Genomic DNA, 23,121 nt, shown 5'->3' with positions numbered 1-23,121 from the left:
TCAGTCCACCTCCACCGGCCCCTCCCGGGTGAACCAGGACGGGTACCCGCCCAGTGTGATGCCCGGCGCCTCGGCCGCGTCGGAGAAGGACACGAGCGGATACGCCTCGGCCAGTCGGCGGAAGTCGTCCTGCCAGGCCTCGGCGAGCTCCTCCGGCAGATCCCGGGCCGGGTAGTCCGTCACCCGCTCCGGGTGCACCAGGCAGGGCGCCGGCACCAGACGGTGGCTGGACGCCACGCCTGTCATCCGCTCCTGCCGGTGGTGCACACCCCTTCCCCTGCGCGGGAAGCGACCCTAGCCTGACGGTGCGTCAGATATGGCTGCGCGTCTGGAGGTACGTCGTGCTGTTGCGAGACAAGACCGTCATCGTCTCCGGCGTCGGGGCCGGGCTCGGGCATCAGGTCGCCGCCGCCGTCGTGCGGGACGGCGGGAACGCGGTGCTCGGGGCCCGGACCGAGGCGAACCTCGCCAAGTCCGCCGCCGAGATCGACCCCGCCGGCGCCCACACCGCCCACCGGCCGACCGACATCGGCGACGAGGCGCAGTGCGAGGCCCTCGCGGCCCTGGCCGTGGAGCGGTTCGGGGGCGTCGACGCCGTCGTGCACGTCGCCGCGTGGGACTCGTACTTCGGCGGGCTGCAGGACGCCGACTTCGGGACCTGGCAGCAGATCATCGACGTCAACCTGCTGGGCACCCTGCGCATGACCCGGGCCTGTCTGCCCGCCCTCAAGGAACGCGGCGGGTCCGTGGTCATCATCGGGACGCAGTCCGCCGTCGCCGCGCCCAACGAGGTGCAGCAGGCCGCGTACGCCGCCTCCAAGGGGGCGCTGACCTCCGCCATGTACTCCATGGCCCGCGAGCTCGGCCCGCACCGGATCCGCGTCAACACCGTGCTGCCCGGCTGGATGTGGGGGCCGCCCGTACAGGCCTTCGTCACCTTCACCGCGCACACCGAGGGCGTCCCCGAGGCCGAGGTGCACGCCCGCCTCACCCGGCGCATGGCGCTGCCCGATCTCGCCACCGACGGGGATGTCGCCGACGCCGCCGTCTTCCTCGCCTCCGACCGCGCCCGGGCGATTACCGGCCAATCGCTGCTGGTCAACGCCGGTGAGCTGATGAGATGACCCTCTCCTGCGCCGGGGCGTCGGATCGTATGCTCGCCCCATGACCACTCCGAGTGAGGCTCCGACCGAAAACGCGATGCGCCGGGCGCTGCGACGGGCCCGAGACGGCGTCGCGCTCGACGCGGCCGAGGCGGCCGTGCTCCTCCGGGCGCGCGGCGCGGACCTGCGGGACCTCGCCGCCTCCGCCGCCCGCGTCCGTGACGCCGGGCTCGCCGCGGCCGGGAGGCCCGGCGTCATCACGTACTCGCGCAAGGTCTTCATCCCCCTCACCCGCCTGTGCCGCGACAAGTGCCACTACTGCACCTTCGTCACCGTCCCCGGCAGACTCCGCCGGGACGGGCACGGGATGTACCTCTCCCCCGACGAGGTCCTCGACATCGCCCGCAAGGGTGCGGCGATGGGCTGCAAGGAGGCCCTCTTCACCCTCGGCGACCGCCCCGAGGACCGCTGGCCCGAGGCCCGCGAGTGGCTCGACGCGCACGGCTACGACGACACCCTCGCCTACGTCCGCGCCATGGCCATCCGGGTCCTGGAGGAGACGGGGCTCCTGCCGCACCTCAACCCCGGCGTCCTGTCGTGGTCCGAGCTGCAGCGCCTCAAGCCCGTCGCCCCGTCCATGGGCATGATGCTGGAGACCACCGCCACCCGCCTGTGGTCCGAGCCCGGCGGCCCCCACCACGGCTCCCCCGACAAGGAACCGGCCGTACGACTGCGCGTCCTGGAGGACGCGGGCCGCTCCAACGTCCCCTTCACCACCGGCGTCCTGATCGGCATCGGGGAGACGTACGAGGAGCGGGCCGAGGCCTTCTTCGAGCTGCGCCGCATCCAGCGCAGCTACCACGGCATCCAGGAGGTCATCGTCCAGAACTTCCGCGCCAAGCCGGACACCGCCATGCGCGGTATGCCGGACGCGGAGCTGGAGGAGCTGGCCGCCGCGATCGCCGTCGCCCGCCACATCCTGGGCCCGAGTGCCCGCATCCAGGCCCCGCCGAACCTGGTGGACGCCGAGTACGCCCTGCTCATCGGCGCGGGCATCGACGACTGGGGCGGCGTCTCCCCGCTGACCCCCGACCACGTCAACCCCGAACGCCCCTGGCCGCACATCGAGGAGCTGGCCGCGCGGACCGCCGCCGCCGGCTTCGAACTGCGCGAACGCCTCACCGTCTACCCGGAGTTCCTCCGGCGCGGCGAGCCCTGGCTGGACCCGCGGCTGCTGCCGCACGTACGGGCTCTGGCCGACGCGGACACGGGCCTGGCGGACGAGTCCGCGACCGTCGAGGGCCGGCCCTGGCAGGAGCCCGACGAGGGCTTCGCCGCGTACGGCGGCAGCGGCACCGGCCGCACGGACCTGCACGCCACCATCGACACCGAGGGCCGCACCGCCGACCGGCGCGAGGACTTCGACCACGTCTACGGCGACTGGGAGGCCCTGCGCGAGGCCGCGGCCCCCGGCATGGTCCCCGAGCGCATCGACACGGACGTACGGGCCGCGCTCGCGCAGGCCGCCGACGACCCCGAGAGGCTGACCGACGCCCAGGCCCTGGCCCTGCTGCACGCGGACGGGCCGGCCCTCGACGCCCTGTGCCGGATCGCCGACGACCTGCGCCGGTCCGTCGTCGGCGACGACGTCACCTACATCGTCACCCGGAACATCAACTTCACCAACGTCTGTTACACCGGCTGCCGTTTCTGTGCCTTCGCGCAGCGCCGCACGGACGCGGACGCCTACACCCTCTCCCTCGACCAGGTCGCCGACCGGGCCGCGCAGGCCTGGGACGTGGGAGCGGTCGAGGTGTGCATGCAGGGCGGCATCCACCCCGACCTGCCCGGGACGGCGTACTTCGACATCGCGCGGGCCGTGAAGCAGCGGGTGCCGGGCATGCACGTGCACGCCTTCTCGCCGATGGAGGTGGTCAACGGCGCGACGCGCACGGGCATGTCCGTACGGGACTGGCTGACGGCGGCCAAGGAGGCCGGCCTGGACTCGATCCCGGGGACGGCGGCCGAGATCCTGGACGACGAGGTGCGCTGGGTCCTGACCAAGGGCAAGCTGCCGACGGCGGACTGGATCGAGGTCGTCACGACCGCGCACGAGCTCGGGATCCGCTCCTCGTCCACGATGATGTACGGGCATGTGGACCAGCCGCGGCACTGGCTCGGCCACTTCCGCACGCTGGCCCGCATCCAGCAGCGGACGGGCGGCTTCACGGAGTTCGTCACGCTGCCCTTCATCCACACCAACGCGCCCGTGTACCTGGCGGGCATCTCCCGGCCTGGCCCGACGGTCCGCGACAACCGCGCGGTGACGGCGATGGCGCGGATCCTGCTGCACCCGCACATCCCCAACATCCAGACGAGCTGGGTGAAGCTGGGCGCGGAGGGCGCGGCCGAGATGCTGCGCTCGGGTGCGAACGACCTCGGCGGCACGCTGATGGAGGAGACCATCTCCCGCATGGCGGGGTCGAGTTACGGCTCGTACAAGTCGGTCCGGGACCTGGTGGCGGTCGCCGATGCGGCGGGCCGTCCCGCGAAGCCCCGTACGACGCTGTACGGGGAGGTGCCGCAGGAGCGGCAGCAGGCGGCCCGCACCTCGGACGGCCACCTGCCGGAGCTGCTGCCCGTTCTGGACTGAACGGGGCGGAGGGGGCCCGTGGATCCGGGCCCCTCTCCGTCGTCGTCAGCCGACGAGCAGGTCCTTCTTGAGCTGCTTCAGCTCGCGGGCGTCGATGCCGAGGCCGTCCCTCAGGTAGCGGTCGAAGGAGCCGTACCTGTCCTCGACCTCTTCGTAGCCGGCGTTCAGGTACTCGGGGCGCACGTCGAGCAGCGGCTTGTAGACGGCCGCCTGCTGGGCGGGCAGGTGGGAGAGGATCGCGTCGTTGGCGGCCCTGCGGTAGTCGTTGCTGGCCAGGTAGTCGGCCTCGACGGTCTCGCGGGGCACCCCGAGGGCGGTCAGCAGGGCCGCACCCGCCCAGCCGGTGCGGTCCTTGCCGGCGGTGCAGTGGAAGAGGACGGAGCGGGCGCGGTCGCGCTCGATGCCGTCGAGGACCTGCGCGTACGCCTTCTTGCCGCCCTCGCCGGAGACCATGGCCCGTTCGGCGTCAATCATGGCCTCGACCGCCTCCTCGGGGGTGCGGGGCATGGTCTGAAAGGAGCCGGAGCCCGCGAAGACGTCGGCGACGACGTAGGCGGCGCCTGCGGGGACCTTGTCGGCGTCCTTGGTGCGCTCGTCCTGCATGCGCAGGTCGAAGACGGTCCTGACGCGCAGGCGCTGCAGCTTGGCGAGGTCTTCGGAGGTCAGCTTGTCGAGGGCGTCGGAGCGGTAGACCTCGCCCATCCTCACCCACTGGCCGGTGCCGGTGCGGTAGCCGCCGGCGTCACGGAAGTTGGCGGTGCCGTCCAGCTTGATCAGTCGGTCGGCGAGGCGCAGGCCCCGGCCGTGCTGCGGCTTGAAGTCGAACCACTGGCGGTCGGCGGCGGGCAGGCCCGTGACCACGGCCTGTCCCCGGGCGCCGCCCTTGGCGACGACCTTGCCGTTCGCCTTGATCTCGACCCGCCCGGCACCCTGTGCCTTCCATTTCAGGGTGAAGGAGCCGTCGGCCGCGGCGGTGACCGTAGCCTCGGTGAAGGGGATGGCGGAGCGGTGGCCGGCGTGGGCGGCGGGGGCCGTGATCAGGGTGGCGGTGAGCGCGGAGGCGACGACGGTCGCGGCGAGGAGAGCCTTCTTCATGGCGTCGAGGCTCGGCGGCCGTCGAGAACGTCCGATGAACGCGGTGTGGCCGGAACCGACCACCCCGAAGACAAGTGGCAAAACGTGCCACCAGGCGGGACGCGGCAGGAAGTATTCGATTTCCGGCCGATCTCTGCTCGTTCAGGAGCCTCTTGGCGTACCGCTTCCGGTTTCGATCGATGCTGTCCACTACAGTGCGGGTTTCGCATGCGCGGCGGATACAGGTCAGCGGGGGGCGCGGTGCCGGGGGTGGACGACGTGATCGATACGGACGACGGCGAGGGCACGGCCTCGGGCCCGGTGCCCCCGAACCCCCTGCCTCGGGGATTCCCTCCCGCCCGGGCCGCAGCACCGCAGGACTCCGCCACCCCCGCGGCCGGTACGAACGTTCCCGGCCCGCCCGCCGGAACAGCGGGCCCGAGCCCGGCGGACGCCACCCGCACGGCGGCCCCGCACAGCACCGCCGCCCCGGCCGGAGGCCAGGCCCCGGCAGTCGGTACGGGTGATCCCGCCCCGGCGCGCGGCCACGCCCCGGCGGCCCCACCGACGGCCCCCGACCCGGCGGGCGGCACCGCCACGGCGGCCCCGCACGGCGGCCCCGACCCGGCCGGAGGGCAGGGGGGAGGGAGCCGGGCGGCGAGCCCGGCGGGCGCCGCCGCCACCCCCGCCGCCCCCGCCGGAGGCAGGACACTCGGCAGGGGGATCGTCACCGGGCTCTGGGGGCGGATCGAGCAGCAGGACTTCCGCAGCCGCATCCGCGGCACGCTCCTCGGCGCGGCCCTCGGCGACGCCCTCGGCGCGCCCCTCGCCGGTCTCTCCCTCGACGCGATCCGCGCGGCCCACGGCCCCGACGGCCTGACCGGCCCCGCAGCCGCCCACGGCCGCCGCGGCCGGGTCACCGCCGCCACCCAGCTCACCCTCTTCACCGTGGACGGGCTGATCCGGGCCCACGTGCGCCGGGATACCGGCGCCTGGCACCCGCCGACCGACGTGCACCGCGCGTACCGCCGCTGGGCGGCGACCCAGCACGACTGGGGCCCCGACGAGCGCCGCGAGGACAACGGCTGGCTCGCGCAGGAGGAATGGCTCTACGCCCGCCGCGACCCCGATCGCGCCTGCCTGACCGGCTTCGGCGACGACGTCCTCGCCACCCTCGACCGGCCCAAGAACCCGGCCGCCCGCGGCGCGGCCGCGGCCGCCCGCTCGGCCCCCTTCGGCCTGCTGGTCGGCTGGGAGCCCGCCCTCGTCCTCCAGCTCACCGTCGAGTGCGCCGCGCAGAGCCACGGCCATCCCACCGCCCACCTCTCGGCCGGCGCCCTCGCCGTCATCGTCCACGGCCTGATCCGCGGCGACTCCCTCGACGCCGCCGTCCAGCGCACGCTGGGACTGCTGGGCGCCCGCCCCGGCCACCAGCCCGTCACCGACGCCCTCCAGCGTGCCACCTCGGCCGTCACCCAGGGCCCGCCCGGCCCCGACGCCGTCGCAGCGCTCTCCCCCGGCGACGCCGCGCCCGAGGCCCGCGACGCCACGCACGCCCTCGCCGTCGCCGTCTACTGCGCCCTGGTCGCCGAGGACATCGCCCACGGCCTGCGCCTCGCCGTCAACCACGGCGGCGACTCCGTCGCCGCCGGCGCCCTGTGCGGGGCCCTGCTCGGCGCGCTCCACGGTGAGACGGCGCTCCCGCCCGCCTGGCTCGCGGAGCTGGAGGGCCGCGCCACGCTCCTGGAACTGTGCGACGACTTCGCCCTGGAGATGACCCAGGGCCCGGCCCTGCACGGCCCCTCGGCCTCCGCCGCCGCCTCCGCCCCCGGCTGGCTGGCCCGCTACCCCCGCGGCTGACCGGCACCCCACCCGGGAACTGACGCCCACTCAACAATCGGGGGCTCAGCCCGTACCGTGGCGTTCCCACGTCCTGGAGGTGCCAGCGCCCATGCGGATCGCCACGACCGTCTTCCTCACCGACCGCTCCGTCTCCCCCGTCCGTCTCGCCCGCGCCCTGGAGGAGCGCGGATTCTCGGGCCTCTACCTGCCGGAACACACGCACATCCCGGTAGCCCGCGAGACCCCCGCCCCCATGGGCGGCGAACTCCCCGACATGTACGGGCGCACCCTGGACCCCTTCGTCGCCCTCGGCCAGGCCGCCGCGGTCACCGAACGGCTGCGGCTCGGCACCGGCATCACCCTGGTCTCCCAGCACGACCCGATCGCCCTGGCGAAGCAGGTCGCGACCCTCGACCACCTCTCCGGCGGCCGTTTCACCCTGGGCGTCGGCTACGGCTGGAACGTGGAGGAGGCCGCCGACCACGGAGTCGAGTGGCGCACGCGCCGCGACCTGGTCCGCGACCGGATGGCCCTGATGCGCGCCCTGTGGGCCCCCGAGCCGACGGCGTACGTGGGCCAGTTCTGCTCCGTCCGGGCCAGCAGCGCCCATCCGAAGCCGGCCCAGGCCCCGCGCGAACTCGGCCCCGGCTCCCTCCTGCACGGCCCCCGCACCCTGATCGGCGGCGCGGCCGGCCCGAAGCTGTTCGCCGCCGTCGCCGACCACGCCGACGGCTGGCTCCCGATCGGCGGAGGCGGCCTCACCGAGTCCCTCCCCGTACTGCGCCAGGTCTGGGAGACCGCCGGGCGCGACCCGAAGTCCCTCCAAATCCTCCCGTACGCGGTCCACCCCAGCCCGGGCAAACTCGCGCACTACGCCGACCTGGGCATCGAGGAGGTCGTCCTCCAGCTCCCCTCGGCCCCCGAGCCGGACATCCTCCGCGCCCTGGACGACCTCGCCCGGTACCTCTGACCTGCCGCCCGGCCGGACGGCGTGTCCCCCCGCACAGGCTGGGGCCGCACGGCACGCGGCAGGGCCCAAAGGAGGGCGGCCGAACGCGGCGGGGCCCGTCCGATCGTGCGATCGGACGGGCCCCGGTTCAATTCCGCGGGATCCTCAGGCCGTGAACCAGCCGTTCAGGTCGGCGATCACGTCGGTGGAGCCGGAGTTGTTGAAGAACGTCACCCGGCCGTCGACGACGGGGACGACCACCAGGTTGGAGACGGTCTGCCCGGCCGTGAAGTTGAGGTTCGAGACGCCCGGCCGTCCGGTCCCGTGCGGGTGGACGATCAGGTGGCTCGCCTCCGTCGGGTTGGTGACGGTGACGTTCAGGACCACCGCGGTCACCCCGGTGAGCGGCACACCCTCGACGCCGGCCACCTGCAGACTGACGATGCTGCCCCCGCGGACGGCTCCGGCGCGGGCGCCGGTCCCGTCACGGGTGTCGAGGAGCCGGGTCGGCGCACCGGCCGAGAAGGCCGAGCCCTCGGCCGCGTAGTAGCCGGTGACGTCGGCGATCAGGTCCACCGAACCGGAGTTGTTGCGCAGGTCGACCTTGCCGTTCACGACCGGCACCGTCACCAGGTTGGGGACGATCTGTCCGGGCGTGAAGTTGAGGTTCGACACACCCGGTGCGGCCTGGCCGTTCGGATAGACCGTCACATGTCCCGCCTCGGTCGGCTGGACCGCGGTCACGTTCATGACCACGGCCGTGACCCCGCTCGCCGGGACGCCCTTCACACCGGCCACCTGCAGGGTGACGACCCCGCCCGGACCGACCCGCTGCTTCTTCGCACCCGTACCGTCACGGGTGTCCAGGAACCGCGCGGGCGTGACCGGGTTCAGCGCGGAGCCGGCCCCGGCCTTGTCCGTGTAGTAGCCGGTGACGTCGGCGATCAGGTCCACCGACCCCGCGTTGTTGCGCAGGTCGACCTTGCCGTTCAGCACCGGCACCGTCACCAGGTTCGGCACGATCTGCCCCGGCGAGAAGTTGAGGTTCGACACCGAGGGCCTGGGCTGCCCGTTCGGGTAGACCATCACGTGTCCCGCCTCGGTCGGCTGGACCGCGGTCACGTTCATGACCACGGCGGTGACCCCAGTCGCCGGAATGCCCTTGACGCCCGCGACCTGCAGGGTGACGACCCCGCCCGGACCGACCCGCTGCTTCTTCGCACCCGTACCGTCACGGGTGTCCAGGAACCGCGCGGGGCCGTGCGGCACGAACCGGCTCTCGGTGGCGGTCGTCGGCGCCGTCACCGTGTACGCCTTGGTGATCCGGTGCCCGATGTAGAGGCCCACGTCGTACAGGCCGGGCTGCAGGCCGGTCGTGTCGACCAGCACCTTCATCGAGGTCCCGTCCGGGCTGACGGAGAGCGGCTTGAGGGCGGGACCGTCTTCGTACTTCGAGCCGCTGGGCATCAGCATGAGGTCGGAGGTGAGGGTGAGGTCCACTCCGTGGAGGACCGCCTGGTTCCACGTCCCGGCGGGCCCGGTCGCCGGGCTGATGGAGGTCACCCACGGGGCCGGCTGCTGCGGCCCGCTGCACACCGTGATGCAGGATCCCCGCATGGTGAACTCGACCGGCAGGACGGTCCTGGCCGCGCTCAGCATCAGCACGGCCTGGCCCGCCTTCGCGCCGCTCTCGGCCGAGCACCGGGTGCTGAACCCGCCCTCGCACCGGTACCCGGACGAGGTACCGGAGCCTTCCCATCCCTGGGCGCCGAGCAGGCTCAGTTCGGGGGTGGCGTAGCTGGCGAGGTCGTTGGACATGCTGTGTCCGGTCACGCCGAAACTCTGCGAGGGCTTCATGTCGACGACCGCGCAGTAGGCGGTCGAGGCCTGCGTCAGCACTCCGCTGCGCTCGGGGAAGCCGTCCGCCGCCGAGATCCGGTTCGCGGTGCACTCGGGCACCCAGCCCGCGGACGTGCCGACCTTCCAGGTGTCCACGTCGGCGTGGACCGGCTTGCCCGCGTGGTTCTGGGTGTGGACGATCGCGACGTACGACGTGGATCCGGTGACCCGGCAGGCGACGGCGTACTGCCGGCACAGGAACCTGCCGCCGGAGTCGACCACCTGCAGCGTCGCCGAGGGGGCGTCCCTGACGCCGGCCGTCCGGGCGCTCAGCCAGAACTTGTCGGTGGTGGCGCCGGTGATCCGCACGCAGCGCGCGTCGAGCGGCGAGGTCAGGTCGAAGGGCACGGCCTGGCCGCCGACCTTCGTCGAGACCGGGGCGGTGCAGTTCGCCGCCGCGGAGACGTCACGCCGTGCCAGCTTGTAGGTGCTGACCCCGCCGACCAGCATCACCGTGTACGGGGTGCCGGCGGTCAGGGGGCACGGCAGGACGGCGCCGCCGAGGCACGCGACGTTGCCCGCGGGGTCGGCGACGTAGAAGGTCGCTCCCTCCCCGCCGACGGGCTGGGAGTAGGCCAGCACCTCGGCGGGCGAGTGCTGGCCGGCGGGCAGGCTCAGGCAGGACTGCCGGCTGCCGGCGGTCAGCGAGACCTCCGCTCCGGCCGATCCGTCGAAGCCGGTCCGCGGCCAGGACGCGCATCCCGCGGGTTCACCGGTCCGGTGGACCGCCAGGCCGTAGGCCTGTGCCGGAGTGCCGGTCAGGACGGCCCGGAAGGGCGCCGTACCGGTCAGCTTGCAGACGGGGTAGTAGCCGGAGTACTCGCACTGCTTGAGGCCGGCCGCGTCGTACACCACCGCGCCGACGGTCTTCCCGCCGGCGGGCGTCCGGTCCAGCAGGTACACGCCCTTGCCCGAGGCGGTCGGCAGGCTCAGGCACAGCTTCTGCCCGGGGCCGCCGAAGGTGCCGGTCGCCGCCCCGGCGACGAGACCGTTGTCGTGGGTGGCGGTGCAGCCCCGGGTCTCCTTGGCGGAGTGGAAGGCCATGCCGAAGGCGGTGGGGGCCTCGGCCCGGGGGGTGGCCGCCCACGTGTGGTCCCCGGCGGGCAGGTCGCACGCGCCGTACTGGCAGACTCCGGGTATCGCGGCGCCGGCCGCGTCGTACAGCGTTCCGGCAGGGGCCGGACCGGAGGCGACGGGGCCGAAGGAGTGCCAGGCGGGCTGGGCGACCCGAAGGGTCCGGCAGCGTGCGGTGGCGGTCAGGTCCGGGGAGACCCCGAACGCCTGCGGCTCCACCAGCGCGCAGCCCTCGGGCCGGGAGAGGCGGGCCAGGGTCAGGTCGTAGGACGGCTGGCTCGCACCGTCCGAGCGGACGGTCATCATCCGGAACGGCGCGGTTCCGGTGAGCTTGCAGTCGAGCGCGGCGCTCTCGGTGTTCAGCCAGTCGTAGGCACTGGCGCAGATCTGCTTGCCGGTCGCGTCGTAGACGCTGTGGTGGACCTGCTTCGAGGAGGAGTAGCTGCGCAGTACGTCGTTCGCGGCCAGGTCCAGCGCGTAGCAGTCACCCGCCGAACCGGCCGGCAGCGAGCCCTGGAACACCTTGGGCGCGCCGAGCCTGCGGTCGGCGGGAGCGACGGTGGTGCAGGTCGTGGACGAGGCCAGCGGCAGGTACGAGGTCCAGATCGAGGTCTGCGAACCCGTGCTGTTCACGACCTTCATCGTGTAGGTGCCCGCCTGGGCGGCGGGGCAGCGGACCGCCCCGTAGGCGTAGTCCCCGGGGCCGCGTACGTGCTCGCAGGTCACGGTGGCGCCCGTGGGCGACACCAGCTTGGGCCGGATGATGCCGGGCGAGGTGGCGAGCTGCAGGACGACCACGTCCGGTGCGGGCACCGTGAAGGAGAAGGACGCCGTCGTGTTGGCCTCGACCGCACAGTTGACGATCGTGCTCGGCTGCAGGGCCGTCGGGCAGGCGCCGGTGGCCTGGCCGCTCTGCTGGAGCGAGCTCAGGACGGTCTCGCGCTCGGCCGCCGGATCCTTCTTCGGCGCGGTGGCCGTGGGGCCCGCCTCGGGGGCGGTGGCGACGGACTCGACGGACGCGCCGGACTGCGGTGAGGCGGTGGCGGCCGTGGTGGCGGGCGGCTGCGTCGCCGCGGCGGCGCTTGTCTGGCCGGTGAACGATGCCAGTACGGAGAGCAGCAGGGCCCCGGAAGCGACCGCGGCCCTGCCCCTCCCCCGTCTCTCGCGCGCTCTTCTGCCCATCGGCAGCAATCTCATGGAGCCCCCAGCTCAGCAGGTCCTCGTCCTGTGTCCCTCACACGACGGGCAGGCGGAGCCTATCCGCCCGCCGGAGGGACTCCGCAGGGGGGCGTCGCCGGGCCAGCTCGGCCCAGACCGTCTTGCCGACGACGCGGTCCGTGACGCCCCAAGCAGCGGCGACGGCGTCCACGATGCGCAGGCCGTAGCCGGACTCCGCCCCGTACGCATGCGGCTGCACCGCCGGGCGGCGGTCCCGGCGGGCGTCGGAGACCTCGATGCGCAGGAAGTCCTCCAGGAGGGTCAGCTTCAGCTCGAAGTCCCGTCCCGGGACGCGGCCGTGCCGGACGGCGTTGGCGGCGAGCTCGGCCACGAGGAGGCCGGTGTCGGCGGACAGGGCGGTGGATTCGGGGAAGCCCCACGCGTCGAGCTCGACGAGGGCCAGCTGTCGGGCCAGCCGGGCCCCGCGGCGGGTGCTGGTGAAACGCTGGGTGAACACGCGTACGAGGGTCCGGGCGCGGCCGGAAGGTGCGGTCATGGGCGCCAACATCCCGCCCGACCAGGCTCGTTCAACACCACCCGGACTCGTACAAACCAACTGTACGAGTGCACTCCCTGGACAGGCGCGGTCACGGTGCGTGAGTCTGCTGTCGGGGATCGGGGAGGTGACCGCCATGGTGAGTGCCGACGACAACGGCGACGGCGAGGTCGAGCCGGACGACAACCTGCGCAGCTTCGGCGAGACGGTCAAGGCCTCCCGCAAACGCGCCGGCCTGACCCAGGAGCAGCTGGCCTCGCTGATCGGGTACTCGGTCCAGTACGTCGGCTCGGTGGAGCAGGGCCGCCGCCACCCGTCGCAGAAGTTCGTGTCCAAGACCGAGGCGGTCCTGGACACCTTCGGCGTCATCGACATCGCGGCGAGGCAGCTGACCCGGCGGCGCGGGCTGGCGACGTGGTTCCGGCGGTGGGCGGAGCTGGAGGAGGGCGCCGTCATCCTCAACACCTACGAGTGCCGGTCCGTGCCGGGTCTGCTCCAACCGGAGTCGTACGCCCGCGCGCTGGTGGACGACGTCCTGCCGCCGCCCACCTTCGAAGAGGTCGAGGAGCGCATCACGGCCCGACTGGAGCGCCAGCAACTGCTCTCCCGCACCCCCTACACCGTCTTCAGCTTCATCATCGACGAGGCGGTGATCCTGCGGCAGACCGGTGGACCGGAGGTGAGCCGCCAGCTGATCGACCACCTGCTGGAGTGCGGCCGACTGCCGAACGTGGACCTGCAGATCATGCCGCTGGTCAGCCCCGAACACGCAGGACTCGGTGGGCCTTTCTGCCTCCTCGAAACCCAGGACCACGAATGGGTGGGATACAGCGAGGGACAGCAGTCGGGCCGGGTGCTGTCCGACCCGAAGGACCTCAGTCTCCTCCACCTCCGGTATGCCAAACTTCGCATCCAGGCCCTCAATCCGGCGGACACCGTCGGCCTGTTGATGCGAAGGCGAGGATCCCTGTGAAGAACTCCCGACTCCGGTGGTTCAAGAGCAGTTACAGCAGCGGCGACGGCGACAACTGCGTCGAGGTCGCCCTCTCCTGGCACAAGTCCACGTACAGCAGCGGTGACGGCGACGACTGCGTCGAGGTCGCCGCCTGCCCCGATGCCGTGCACGTCCGGGACTCCAAGGTGACGGCCGGCCCCGAGCTGGCCGTCACCCCCGGCGTCTGGACCGCCTTCCTGGGCGGGCTCACGGCCAGCAGTTCACCCACACCGGGGCCTCCGGTCAGGTTGTGGTGATCGTCTTGAGGATCGACTCGCGCAGCGGGGCGAGCCGCGTGCGGGCAGCGCCGTTGTGCACGGCGTTGGTTGCCAGGACGATGTACCGGCCGGTTGCGGGGGCGAGGTAGAGGCTCGTGCCGGTGAAGCCGTGGTGGTAGGAGACCGTGCCGCCTGCGGCGAGGATCCAGCCCAGACCCCGGGACAGGCCCGGCTCGATCTCGGCCTGTGGCTTCATGCTGGCCGTGAGCCAGTTCCCGAGCGGGCTGGTGGGGGCCGCGCTGAGAAGGGCTTCGGCGTAGGCGGCCAGGTTCCCGGCCGAAGCGAAGGCACCGGCGTGCCCGGCGACGCCACCCATGGTGGCGGCGTTCTCGTCGTGCACAGACCCCCACAGGCGGTCCGCGCCGGGCCGGGCCTCGGTCGGGGCGACCCACGGATTGGGGGTGATCGGCCCGTACGTGGTGGCGTTCATGTGGAACTCGTCCCACATGTCGGCGGCCAGCTCGTCCAGGGGCCGCTGGTGGACGTGTGCGAGGGCGAGTCCGAGGAGGATGAAGCCCCTGTTGATGTACTTGTGGGGGCCGGGGACGGTTTCCAGCGGCTCGCGCAGGATCAGCTCGTGCAGCAGTTCGGTGCGGTCCACGTAGTGGTCTAGGCGGGTGGAGGCGCGCAGCCCGGAAGTGTGGGCCAGCAGCTGGCGGACGGTGGGCTCAACGCTGGGAGCCGGCCCGTCCACCGCCGGGAGGAAGTCCCGGACGGGGGTGTCCAGGTCGAGGAAGCCGGCGTGCAGGGCCCGGCCGATTAGCGGCCAGGTTGCGACGACCTTCGTCAGCGAGGCGATGTCGTACACAGTGCGGTCGTCGGGCGCCTCGTTGTGGGTCTCCGGGGAGATCACCCCGGCCGCGACTGTGGTCCGGTCGCCGGAGGCCGTACCGGACACCAGGAACCCGCCCGGGGTCGCGCCGTCGGCGACGACCTGGTTCAGGCCGTCGGACAGCAGGGTGGTGTCGGCATGGGTGAACGGTACGGCGCTCATTTAGACCTCCGGTTCGACTGTGATGTCAGCCCCCAGCGTGGCCAGGCCGTCGAGCAAGTGACCGTAGCCGCGCCGGAGATGGTGCAGGCCCCGGATCGTAGAGGTCCCGTCGGCGGCCAGGGCGGCGAGCACCAGGGCGGTCACGGCCCGGATGTCGGCGGCCTCCACGTCGGCCGCCCGCAGCGGCTTGCCGCCACGGACGCGGATGAGATTGCCGGTGGAGCGGACCCTCGCGCCGAAGGCCCGCAGCGGTTCGGCGTGGGTGTCGCGCTGGGGGTAGATCCGCTCCCGGATCAGGGAGGTGCCTGTGGCCTGGGTGAGCATCGCGGCGAGCTGGGGTGCGGTGTCGGTGGGCAGGCCCGGGTGCGGGCCGGTCCGCGTCTCGACCGCCGTCAGCGGCCCGGCGACGGCTTCGACCGCCGGAAGGTGTCCGGTGGCACGGTCCGCAGGCGGGGTGAGGGTGAGCCCGGCGGCTGTCAGCGGTCCGGTCAGGCCGTCGGGGAGGTCGGCCAGGGCGATCCCGTCCAGGGTGACCGTGCCGCGAGTCGCGGCGGTGGCCATGGCCACGGTCGCGGCCTCGATGCGGTCCCCGGCCACGGTGAACTCCCCGCCGCCGATGTAGTCGGTCCCGGTGACGAGCAGGCTCTGCCCGTCGAAGACGATGCCGACGCCGCGGGCCGACAGGAAACGGGCGGTCTCGGTGACCTCGGGTTCGATGCTGGGGCTGGTGATCAGGGAGGTTCCCTCGGCGCGGGCGGCCAGCAGCATGGTGGTGAAGGTGGTGCCGTCGAAGTCGGCGCCCATGCCGGTGTGCTGGAGGATACGGGCGCACACCCCGGAGTCCACGATGTCGGGCGCGTTGTGCAGTGTCACCGGGGCATCCGCGAGGACGGTGGCGGCGTAGAGGTGCAGGGCGATGTTCTTGCTGCCCTGCACCCGGTAGCGGCCCGCAAGGCGGGTGCCGCCAATGACCTTCACGAGGGCGTTCGAGGTGGTCATGGCAGTCACCTCACCCGGGTTCCGGCGGGCAGGAAGCCGCCGACCTGGTTGCGCGGGTACAGGGTGGTGCCGGGGCCGATCAGCGTGCCCGGGGACAGGGAGGTGCCGGCGGGGAGGGTGACCTCGTCGCCGACGACGGCCCCGAACTTGGTCTGCCCGGTGCCGATCCGCTGTCCGTCGAGGGTGACGGTGATCTCCTCTATGGCCGGTTCGGCGACCGGTCCGCCGTCGCATCGCAGGCCGGTGGTGGAGGAGAAGGAGCCGAAGTTGACCCGGCGGCCGACGAGCGAGTCCCCGATGAAGCAGGCGTGCTTGGCGAAGATGTGTCCGGCCAGGAGGCTGCGGGTGATCTCGGCGTTGAAGCCGATCCGGCAGCCGGGGCCGATCACGGTGTGCTCGCGGATCAGGGCTCCGGCGGAGATGACGGAGCCGGTGCAGATCAGGGCCGGGCCCGTCACCATGGCGCCCTTCTCGATGCGGGCGCCGGCCTGCACGATCACGTCGCCCTCGATGAGGGCGCCGGGGTGGATGCGTCCGCCCCGGTCGGCGCCGGCGCCGCTGGCGGCCGGGTCGTCCAGGTCGGCGATCATCAGCGGCTTGACGTCGAAGACGGTGGTGCAGCGGGCCAGGAGGGCGGTGATGTAGTCGCCGAGGTCGTCGGGGTCGAGGTAGTAGCCCGTGGTGAGCCGGATGTCCGCCGCCGTGGCGGGGATGGTGGGTCGCACGGGAACCTCCCAGGGTGAGGGGGTGAGGTCGTTCGGGATGGTGGCTCCGGCCCCCGGCGCACGAGGGGCAGGCTGAGGGCCGGAGCGGTCTACAGGCCGCCCTCGTCGGGGTCGGCGTCGTCGGCGCTGAGCGCGGGCGCCGCCGTGAGGGTGTGGCCGGTGTCGTGCTCGCTGTGGGCGATCAGGCCGAGCACGGTGAGCCCGGCGGCCGTGCCGAGCGCCCACACCCACGACAGGACGGTCTCCAGCGGGTCGGATAAGGCGATGCGGTTCACAGGCCCTTCGCCCTGGCGTCGAGTTCCTTCTGCCGCTGGTCGATGGCCTGGGCGAGCTGGATGCTGAGGAGTTCCACCCGGCCCGGGTCCACCCGCATCACCGTGGGGAGGTGGGTGCCGTCGCGGAAGCGGACCTCGACCGGCAGCAGCATCTCGTCGCGGGTCCGGTCGTAGAGGAGGTCCCGGGCGATCGGCGCGACGTGGGAGACGAACGGCAGGGTGTCGCAGGACACTTCGCCGGCCGCAGTGTCGGTCAACACCTCCTCGTCCTGCTGGAGCGGGACGGTCTCGCGGGCGCTGGGGGCGGGAGCGGGAGTTGCCACCGTTGTTTTCCTTTCGCATCCGGGCAGCCTCAAACAGGCCCTGAACAGGGCCGTTCTTGGCCAATCGAGGTTTGTGCGGGTGATGTTCAGTCAACGGCGATCCGTGGCCCTGGGACAGAGCCCACGATGTAGTCCTGCGTAATCCCGCGTAATCCAGGTGGGGAGGGTGACGGGTGCCGAAAAATCCGGCCGTCGCGGAACTGATCAGACTGGCGTGCGAGGCCAAGGGGTGGGGGCCGACGGATCTCGCCCGCGCCCTGGGCATGGCGGAGTCCGGGAACCCGCGCCGGTTACAACGCCAGCACGCCCGCCGGTGGATGGAAGGCGAACGGACCCCGGATCACTGGTGGCCGTATATCGCACAAGTCCTCAGCCTGGATCCGAACGCGATCAACCTCGCGGAGACCGTCCCCGGCGAACTCCTCGCGGATACCGTGGCATCAGTGCTGATACTGGGAAGGAGCGATGTGGACCGCCGGAACTTCATCACCGCGTCCAGCGGATACGCCTTGGCGGCCCTCGGTCTTCCCGACCCCGAGAGCATCCTCCGCCGCACCAGCGGCGCCTCAGCCGGCGCGGTCCGTGTTGGCAAGGGCGAAGTCGCCGCCGTCAGGCAGATGGTCAAGTCCCTGGGCGACTCCGCCTCCGAACTCGGCGGCGGCCATGCCCGTCACCTGGCCGTGCGCTACCTCACCGAAGACGTGGGCCCTTGGCTGAACGGCCGGTTCACAGAGGCCACCGGCCGTGAGCTGTACGCCGCTGTCTCCCAGCTCGTCCACCTGGCCGGGTGGATGGCTCAGGACGAGGGCGACACCCCACAGTTGCGCGGGCTCGCCCAGGGCTACTACGCGCACGCCTATCGTCTTGCCGCAGAGGCCGGGGACCCCGAACTGTCCGCCACTGCCCTGCGGGGACTTGCGGTGCAGTGCGTCGAGCTGGGCTACCGGGCTGAGGCCGTCCAGCTCGGTGAAGCCTGCGTCGAGTACGGCCGCCACGTAGGCAACGGCCGCGCCGTCGCCTACTACGAGGCCACCCTCGCCAACGCCGCAGCCCAGGACGACGACCGCAGGACGGCCACCCAGCACCTGGGACTGTCCGAGACCGCGATCGGCAAGCCGACCGCGACCGGCGGCGAGTCCTGGGCGGCCCACTACTCGCCCGGCCGGTGGGCCCACGAATCCGGGATGATCCTCTCCCGACTCGGCGACCTCGACGCCGCCGAGGAAAACCTCCACCTCGCTCTGGAGATCCACGGCGTGGACCGGCGCCGCACCCGCGCCATCGTCCTGGCCGACCTCGGCGGCGTCCGCCTACGCCAAGGCAACGTAGACGGCGCACTGGCCACCTGGGCGGACTTCCTAGACTGCGCCGACGGCATCCAGTCGGTGAAGGTGCAGGCCGCCCTGCGGGACATGCGCGTACGGCTCCGGCGCTTCCAAGGACTGCCCCAGGCCCAGGACCTCCGAGAGCGGGCCGCCCGCATCGACGGCTGACAACATCACCCTCCGGGGAGATCCCACGGCTCGGTGCACCCACCAGCAAGAGTGCAGGTCCCCCTCAACCTGACACCGCAACAGCGCTGTTCAGAGACTTATGGCGTCAACCGGAGGGGCTTTTCGAAGCCTTGAAGATCAAACACACCGGATCCCCACGATTGCGCTGTGTGCTCGTCCAATCGGCTCAATGAGGAATCCGTATGAGCTACACAGACCAGGACGTACACGACGGCGACAGAGGACCACCAAGGCTCAGGCCCTGGCGCGAGACCTGTTGCAGCAGCGGGACCAGGCCACCGCCCTCATGAACAGGTACCCGCCCTCCACCCCGCTGGACTTCACCGACGAACAGCACGCCGCCTGCCAGGAGGCCCTGGGCACCCTGGAAGTCTTCACGACGTGGATCAGGGTCCGGGTCGACAACCAGACCCCTGGGGCCCCCGCAGCCTGCACCGCGCGTCCGCCTGATCGCGGGCGGGTCGGGCCGCCCGCGATCACGCAGGAAGCGCGGGAAGGACGGAAAGGGCTGAACGGCCCTGCGGGACCGGCGACGAGGCCTGTCGCTCCCCCCGAGCAGCGGCATGCGCGGCTGGTCCGGGGCCGTCAGCGGAATCGATCCTAGGCCGTACCACCCGCCCCGGAAAACGCATTTACCCAGCTCAGCCCCTATCTGGCTGATAGTCACCCCTGGCCTGAACGCGGCCTGCGCCCTCGCCGGGGCCGCGGGCCGGGCTCAGCCGACCTTCGGGGTCTTCGGCAGCCCGGCGTCCAGGGCCGACCCCGCACCCCCGAGTGAGCTGTCGGTCGCCTTCGCGGCGGAGCCGACCGCGCCCTGGGTCACCGCGACCGCCGTCTTGGTGTCCTGGACGGTCTGCGCGGGGTGGTCGGCGATCTCGACTACGCGGCCGACGAGCGGCGCCGCCCCGGTCGCCGCGGACGGCTCGTCGGCGGCGTGCGCGGCGGGAACGAGCGCGAGGGCGGCGCCCCCGGACAGGACCAGGGCGGCAAGGGTGCGCTTCATGGCAGTCATGCCCGTCCCAACGACCCCGCCGCCCCAGGGTCACCACCCGCCCACCTCTTTGGAGTGACTCCCCTTCATCCACCCCCACCGACCCGCTGCGACGAGCGGTGTTCCTCGTCGGCGGAGACAAGGCCGGCGACTGGCAGGGCTGGTACCGGTCCGCGATTCCCCGGGCCGAGAAGGCGTACGAGGATTACCTGACGCAATCGGAGGAGGACACACCATGACCCAGACGCCCGACGGCCCTGCGCGGGCCGCCCGCTGGGAGGACGTCGTCGAGGACTTCGGCTTCTCCCCCGCCGAACGGGCGGAGATCGACCGCGGCGCGGCCGAGATGATCGCCGTCGTCCGCGCACACCGACTGGCCGAGGTGCGCAAGCGACAGCACACCACGCAGGTTCAGGCCGAGGCCATGGGAGTCACCCAGGCCCGGGTCTCCCGGATCGAGAACGGGGAGCTCGCACGCAGCGAGGTCGAGACCCTCGCCGCGTATGTACGCGCCCTCGGCGGCAAGCTCAAGATCGTGGCCGAATTCGGGGACGAGCAGTACCTCCTCGGGTAGGCGGAACGGCCGCCGCCGGGAACACCTGCGGCCCCGGATCGGGGGGATCGATCCGGGGCCGCGGGGATGACTCGGCGGGTGCGTTCGGCTCGGAGGTCAGTCCTCGACCACCAGGGCCGGGGTGGACTTCGTCAGGACCTCGCCGCGGAAGAAGGCCGGGCTGCGGCGCTGGGTGATCAGCATGATGACCACGCCCAGGAGGAGCAGGCCCACTCCGATGACGAAGACGCTGCCCACGCCGAAGAGCGACGAGCCGGAGCCGTAGGCCGGGTCCCACATGTCGTACATCGTCTGGCAGAAGACCGCGGCGAGCATGAGGCCGCCGATGCCCGGCAGGATGCCCTTCACGAGGAGGTCGCGGACCGAGGAGCGCAGGTCCGCGCGGAAGAACCAGACGCAGGCGAAGGCCGTGATCGAGTAGTAGAAGCAGATCATGAGGCCGAGGGCGTAGATCGTGTCGATCAGGACGTTCTCGCTGACCAGTGTCATCACCGCGTAGAAGACGCCGGTGGCGACGCCCGCCATGACGGTGGCGCGGCCCGGGGTCTTGAAGCGGGGGTGGACCTTGGCGAAGGAGGTCGGCAGGGCTTCGTAGGTGCTCATCGACAGGACCGTGCGCGCCACCGGGATGAAGGTGGTCTGCAGGCTCGCGGCGGCGGAGGCCAGGACGGCGACGAAGAGCAGCACTCCGAGACCGGAGCCCATGATCGGCGCGGCGAGGGTGGCGAAGACGTTGTCTGCGGTCTGCTCGTTGCCGAGGCCGTTGCCCTCGGTGCCGACACCGGCGTACATCTGGGCGGCGATGGCGACGACCAGGTACGAGGCGACGATGACGACCATGGCGAGCATCGCGGCGCGGCCGGGCGTCTTGGCACTGCCGACGCTCTCCTCGTTGACGGACAGACAGGCGTCCCAGCCCCAGTAGATGAAGATCGAGAGGGAGAGACCGGCCGTGAAGGCGGCGAGCGACTCGACGGCGAAGGGGTTCATCCAGGACCACGAGAAGGCGAGCGAGCCCGCGACCTCGTCGGACTTGGTGATGGCCAGGTAGGCGAACATCGCCAGCACCGTGAGCTGAAGGCCGACCAGGATGTACTGGACCCACTTGGTGGCGGTGATGCCGCGGTAGCTGATCGCGGTGGCGATCGCGATGAAGACCAGGGTGGTGAGGATGTGGACGAACTTGTTGTCGTCCAGCGCGGCGAGGTCGGCGCTGCCGGTCAGTTCGCCCACGAGGAGATAGAAGAAGTTGGTGGCCACGCCGGCGAGGTTGGAGAGCACGACGACCGTGGCGACCAGCAGGCCCCAGCCGCACATCCAGCCGACCCGGGGGCCGAAGGCCTTGACCGACCAGGTGAAGGAGGTGCCGCAGTCGGGGACGGCCTTGTTCAGGGCGCGGTAGGCGAAGGCCACCAGCAGCATGGGGATGAATCCGGCCAGGAAGATGGCCGGCATCTGGACGCCGACCTCGCTGACCGTGGGGCCGAGTGTGGCCGTCAGGCAGTAGACGGGGGCGACCGTCGACACGCCGATGACGGCGTTGCCCACGAGCCCGACGGAATTGCCGCCGAGTCCCTTGCCGCGTACGCCCCCGGCCACGCCGCTTACCGTGTCTCCGGCCTGAGGCCGAACGTCCAGCTGAGTCATGGGTCAGGACGTTAGACGGTGCGTTTTCCACATCTGGAAGATCGAAGTCCGGAAGGAAAAAGCCTCCGGCGCCTTGGAATCCTGAGGCCAAGGCGATTCACGATCACTTAATGCAAGGTTCGCTCAAGCATTACCCCGCAATTCAGCAGGCCCGACCAGGAGGCTTTCATGATGCGGAAACCGCAGGCATGTCCGATTTGCACTTTTTCAAAGTTTCCCTCATGACTTTGCGGTGACCAGTGGTAACGGAGTATGTGGACCGGTTTGCCGAAGCCCGAGCACCGGTTCGGCGCCCGGCCCGGCCTGTCGGGGGCGGGCCGTCGGGGGCGGGTCGTCGGGGATGCCTCGTCCGGGTGCGCGATCCGTGAGACTGGGCCCATGCCCACAGCCGATGAACTCCTCAGCGCGGACACCGTCACCACCCTGGCCGGCCTGCTGGCGCAGGCCGGCGGGCGCCGGTCCGCGCCCGCCCTGACCGCCCGCGCGGCCGCGCTCGACGGGCTGTCGTACAGCGGCCGGGTCGGCGCGATCCGCGACGCCGTCCTCGCCGACCTCCCCGAGGACTGGCCCGGATTCGAGGCCGTCGTGCGCACCGCCCTCGCCGAGCCCGGCTTCGCGGGGTGGATGACCTTCCCCGTCAACGAGGCCGTCGCCGTCCGCGGGCTGGCCGCGTTCGAGCCCGGACTGGAGCTGCTGCGCGACCTCACCCCCCGCCTGACCGCGGAATCCGCGGTACGGCCCTTCCTGCGCGCCGACCCCGACCGCGCCCTGGCCGTCGTACGGAAGTGGACCGAGGACCCGGATCCGCACGTGCGGCGCCTCGCCAGCGAGGGCACGCGGCCCCGGCTGCCGTGGGCCCCGCAGCTGCCCGCGTTCGTCGCCGACCCGCGCCCGGCGCTGCCCGTGCTGGACGCCCTCCACCGCGACCCGTCCGAATACGTGCGCCGCTCCGTCTCCAACCACCTCAACGACATCAGCCGCGACCACCCCGGCCTCGCCGTCGAGACCGCGGCCCGCTGGCTGGCCGAGCCCGTCGGCACGACCGACCGCGTCGTACGGCACGGGCTGCGCACCCTGATCAAGGCCGGCCGGCCCGAGGCGCTGACCCTCCTCGGCCACGCCCCGGACGTACCGGTCGCCGTGCACGGGCCGGTGGTCACCACGCCGCGCGTCGCCGTCGGGGAGTACCTCGTCTTCGACTACACGGTCACCAACACCGGCGCGCTCCCCGCCGAGCTGGTGATCGACTACGTCGTGCACCACACCAAGGCGAACGGCACCCGCACCCCGAAGGTGTTCAAGCTCGTCACCCGTCCACTGGCGCCCGGCGAGACCCTGGCCGGCACCAAGCGGCACTCGTTCAAGCCGATCACCACCCGCCGCTACCACTCCGGCGAGCACCTGGTGCAGCTCCAGATCAACGGCCGAGTCCGCGGCGAGGCCGCCTTCTCACTGGACGCGACATGATCACCGTTGGGACCGCCGCCTGACATCGAGCC

The 23,121-nt window shown here is 72.1% G+C and carries 20 protein-coding genes; 9 read left to right on the top strand and 11 right to left on the bottom strand.

The features are described 5' to 3' along the window. Entirely contained in the window at positions 1–237 is a 237-nt protein-coding gene (locus ACIPXC_RS13855; RefSeq protein WP_401616648.1) for a hypothetical protein, read from the bottom strand. 104 nt (positions 238–341) lie between these two features. Here ACIPXC_RS13855 and ACIPXC_RS13850 point away from each other — a divergent pair, with 104 nt between their 5' ends. Both ACIPXC_RS13850 and ACIPXC_RS13845 read left to right on the top strand, forming a co-directional pair. Then, positions 342–1,124 (top strand): SDR family oxidoreductase, encoded by a 783-nt coding sequence (locus tag ACIPXC_RS13850; protein WP_401616788.1) that lies wholly within the window; start codon positions 342–344, stop codon positions 1,122–1,124. A 40-nt stretch (positions 1,125–1,164) separates the two neighbouring features. Then, positions 1,165–3,756, top strand: a complete 2,592-nt coding sequence (locus tag ACIPXC_RS13845) for a bifunctional FO biosynthesis protein CofGH (protein ID WP_401616645.1) — start codon at positions 1,165–1,167, stop codon at positions 3,754–3,756. A 45-nt stretch (positions 3,757–3,801) separates the two neighbouring features. Here ACIPXC_RS13845 and ACIPXC_RS13840 read toward each other — a convergent pair whose 3' ends face one another. After that, positions 3,802–4,851: a tyrosine-protein phosphatase gene (locus ACIPXC_RS13840; protein WP_401616642.1), complete on the bottom strand. Its 1,050-nt coding sequence runs from the start codon at positions 4,849–4,851 to the stop codon at positions 3,802–3,804. A 702-nt stretch (positions 4,852–5,553) separates the two neighbouring features. Between ACIPXC_RS13840 and ACIPXC_RS13835 the strand changes: the two genes are divergently transcribed. Further along, positions 5,554–6,690 (top strand): ADP-ribosylglycohydrolase family protein, encoded by a 1,137-nt coding sequence (locus ACIPXC_RS13835; RefSeq protein WP_401616785.1) that lies wholly within the window; start codon positions 5,554–5,556, stop codon positions 6,688–6,690. Positions 6,691–6,781: 91 nt separating this feature from the next. Further along, positions 6,782–7,642, top strand: a complete 861-nt coding sequence (locus ACIPXC_RS13830; RefSeq protein WP_401616639.1) for an LLM class F420-dependent oxidoreductase — start codon at positions 6,782–6,784, stop codon at positions 7,640–7,642. A gap of 144 nt (positions 7,643–7,786) precedes the next feature. On the opposite strand, the gene ACIPXC_RS13825 is transcribed toward ACIPXC_RS13830, so the two are convergent. Beyond that, positions 7,787–11,776 carry a hypothetical protein gene (locus ACIPXC_RS13825; protein WP_401616636.1) on the bottom strand — a complete coding sequence of 1,330 codons (3,990 nt, stop codon included), beginning with the start codon at positions 11,774–11,776 and terminating at the stop codon, positions 7,787–7,789. Positions 11,777–11,828: 52 nt separating this feature from the next. After that, the gene (locus tag ACIPXC_RS13820; RefSeq protein WP_401616633.1) at positions 11,829–12,308 is read right to left on the bottom strand and encodes an ATP-binding protein; all 480 of its coding nucleotides are present in this window, start codon (positions 12,306–12,308) and stop codon (positions 11,829–11,831) included. Positions 12,309–12,444: 136 nt separating this feature from the next. On the opposite strand from ACIPXC_RS13820, the gene ACIPXC_RS13815 reads away from it, so the two are divergent. Then, a complete protein-coding gene (locus ACIPXC_RS13815; RefSeq protein WP_401616630.1) occupies positions 12,445–13,281 on the top strand; it encodes a Scr1 family TA system antitoxin-like transcriptional regulator in 837 nt (278 codons plus the stop codon). Continuing rightward, positions 13,278–13,559: a DUF397 domain-containing protein gene (locus tag ACIPXC_RS13810; protein ID WP_401616628.1), complete on the top strand. Its 282-nt coding sequence runs from the start codon at positions 13,278–13,280 to the stop codon at positions 13,557–13,559. Before ACIPXC_RS13815 ends, ACIPXC_RS13810 begins: the two co-directional genes overlap by 4 nt. Here ACIPXC_RS13810 and ACIPXC_RS13805 read toward each other — a convergent pair. The 5 genes from ACIPXC_RS13805 to ACIPXC_RS13785 all read right to left on the bottom strand — a co-directional run bounded on the left by ACIPXC_RS13805 (position 13,546) and on the right by ACIPXC_RS13785 (position 16,896). Further along, positions 13,546–14,574: a serine hydrolase domain-containing protein gene (locus ACIPXC_RS13805; protein WP_401616625.1), complete on the bottom strand. Its 1,029-nt coding sequence runs from the start codon at positions 14,572–14,574 to the stop codon at positions 13,546–13,548. The two genes, ACIPXC_RS13810 and ACIPXC_RS13805, sit on opposite strands and share 14 nt — an antisense overlap. Continuing rightward, complete coding sequence (locus tag ACIPXC_RS13800; protein WP_401616622.1) at positions 14,575–15,573, bottom strand: hypothetical protein; 999 nt, start codon at positions 15,571–15,573, stop codon at positions 14,575–14,577. Positions 15,574–15,578: 5 nt separating this feature from the next. Further along, positions 15,579–16,298, bottom strand: coding sequence for a hypothetical protein (locus ACIPXC_RS13795; RefSeq protein WP_401616619.1), 720 nt, complete (start codon positions 16,296–16,298; stop codon positions 15,579–15,581). 89 nt (positions 16,299–16,387) lie between these two features. Continuing rightward, the gene (locus ACIPXC_RS13790) at positions 16,388–16,573 is read right to left on the bottom strand and encodes a hypothetical protein (protein WP_401616617.1); all 186 of its coding nucleotides are present in this window, start codon (positions 16,571–16,573) and stop codon (positions 16,388–16,390) included. Continuing rightward, entirely contained in the window at positions 16,570–16,896 is a 327-nt protein-coding gene (locus ACIPXC_RS13785) for a hypothetical protein (RefSeq protein ID WP_401616614.1), read from the bottom strand. The genes ACIPXC_RS13790 and ACIPXC_RS13785 overlap by 4 nt, the downstream gene beginning before the upstream one ends. 173 nt (positions 16,897–17,069) lie before the next feature. Between ACIPXC_RS13785 and ACIPXC_RS13780 the strand changes: the two genes are divergently transcribed. Then, a complete protein-coding gene (locus ACIPXC_RS13780; protein ID WP_401616612.1) occupies positions 17,070–18,389 on the top strand; it encodes a tetratricopeptide repeat protein in 1,320 nt (439 codons plus the stop codon). Positions 18,390–19,125: 736 nt separating this feature from the next. Here the strand turns inward: ACIPXC_RS13780 and ACIPXC_RS13775 are convergent. Beyond that, positions 19,126–19,413 (bottom strand): hypothetical protein, encoded by a 288-nt coding sequence (locus ACIPXC_RS13775; protein ID WP_401616610.1) that lies wholly within the window; start codon positions 19,411–19,413, stop codon positions 19,126–19,128. 223 nt (positions 19,414–19,636) lie between these two features. Between ACIPXC_RS13775 and ACIPXC_RS13770 the strand changes: the two genes are divergently transcribed. Next, positions 19,637–19,975, top strand: coding sequence for an XRE family transcriptional regulator (locus ACIPXC_RS13770; protein WP_401616608.1), 339 nt, complete (start codon positions 19,637–19,639; stop codon positions 19,973–19,975). 96 nt (positions 19,976–20,071) lie between these two features. On the opposite strand, the gene ACIPXC_RS13765 is transcribed toward ACIPXC_RS13770, so the two are convergent. Then, positions 20,072–21,622, bottom strand: a complete 1,551-nt coding sequence (locus ACIPXC_RS13765) for an APC family permease (RefSeq protein ID WP_401616606.1) — start codon at positions 21,620–21,622, stop codon at positions 20,072–20,074. 378 nt (positions 21,623–22,000) lie between these two features. On the opposite strand from ACIPXC_RS13765, the gene ACIPXC_RS13760 reads away from it, so the two are divergent. Next, the gene (locus ACIPXC_RS13760) at positions 22,001–23,089 is read left to right on the top strand and encodes a DNA alkylation repair protein (RefSeq protein ID WP_401616604.1); all 1,089 of its coding nucleotides are present in this window, start codon (positions 22,001–22,003) and stop codon (positions 23,087–23,089) included. Positions 23,090–23,121: the final 32 nt, after the last annotated feature.

Source organism: Streptomyces sp. NPDC090021 (genome assembly GCF_044748225.1).
Lineage (GTDB): Bacteria > Actinomycetota > Actinomycetes > Streptomycetales > Streptomycetaceae > Streptomyces.
This window is presented reverse-complemented; position numbering and strand designations above follow the sequence as displayed.

What these genes read in the sequence shown, in the direction of transcription:
- ACIPXC_RS13845 (WP_401616645.1), top strand. Translation starts at nt 1,165, where the DNA reads ATGACCACTCCGAGTGAGGCTCCGACCGAAAACGCGATGCGCCGGGCG.
- ACIPXC_RS13840 (WP_401616642.1), bottom strand. Translation starts at nt 4,851, where the DNA reads ATGAAGAAGGCTCTCCTCGCCGCGACCGTCGTCGCCTCCGCGCTCACC.
- ACIPXC_RS13830 (WP_401616639.1), top strand. Translation starts at nt 6,782, where the DNA reads ATGCGGATCGCCACGACCGTCTTCCTCACCGACCGCTCCGTCTCCCCC.
- ACIPXC_RS13825 (WP_401616636.1), bottom strand. Translation starts at nt 11,776, where the DNA reads ATGGGCAGAAGAGCGCGCGAGAGACGGGGGAGGGGCAGGGCCGCGGTC.
- ACIPXC_RS13820 (WP_401616633.1), bottom strand. Translation starts at nt 12,308, where the DNA reads ATGACCGCACCTTCCGGCCGCGCCCGGACCCTCGTACGCGTGTTCACC.
- ACIPXC_RS13815 (WP_401616630.1), top strand. Translation starts at nt 12,445, where the DNA reads ATGGTGAGTGCCGACGACAACGGCGACGGCGAGGTCGAGCCGGACGAC.
- ACIPXC_RS13805 (WP_401616625.1), bottom strand. Translation starts at nt 14,574, where the DNA reads ATGAGCGCCGTACCGTTCACCCATGCCGACACCACCCTGCTGTCCGAC.
- ACIPXC_RS13800 (WP_401616622.1), bottom strand. Translation starts at nt 15,573, where the DNA reads ATGACCACCTCGAACGCCCTCGTGAAGGTCATTGGCGGCACCCGCCTT.
- ACIPXC_RS13775 (WP_401616610.1), bottom strand. Translation starts at nt 19,413, where the DNA reads ATGAAGCGCACCCTTGCCGCCCTGGTCCTGTCCGGGGGCGCCGCCCTC.
- ACIPXC_RS13770 (WP_401616608.1), top strand. Translation starts at nt 19,637, where the DNA reads ATGACCCAGACGCCCGACGGCCCTGCGCGGGCCGCCCGCTGGGAGGAC.
- ACIPXC_RS13765 (WP_401616606.1), bottom strand. Translation starts at nt 21,622, where the DNA reads ATGACTCAGCTGGACGTTCGGCCTCAGGCCGGAGACACGGTAAGCGGC.
- ACIPXC_RS13760 (WP_401616604.1), top strand. Translation starts at nt 22,001, where the DNA reads ATGCCCACAGCCGATGAACTCCTCAGCGCGGACACCGTCACCACCCTG.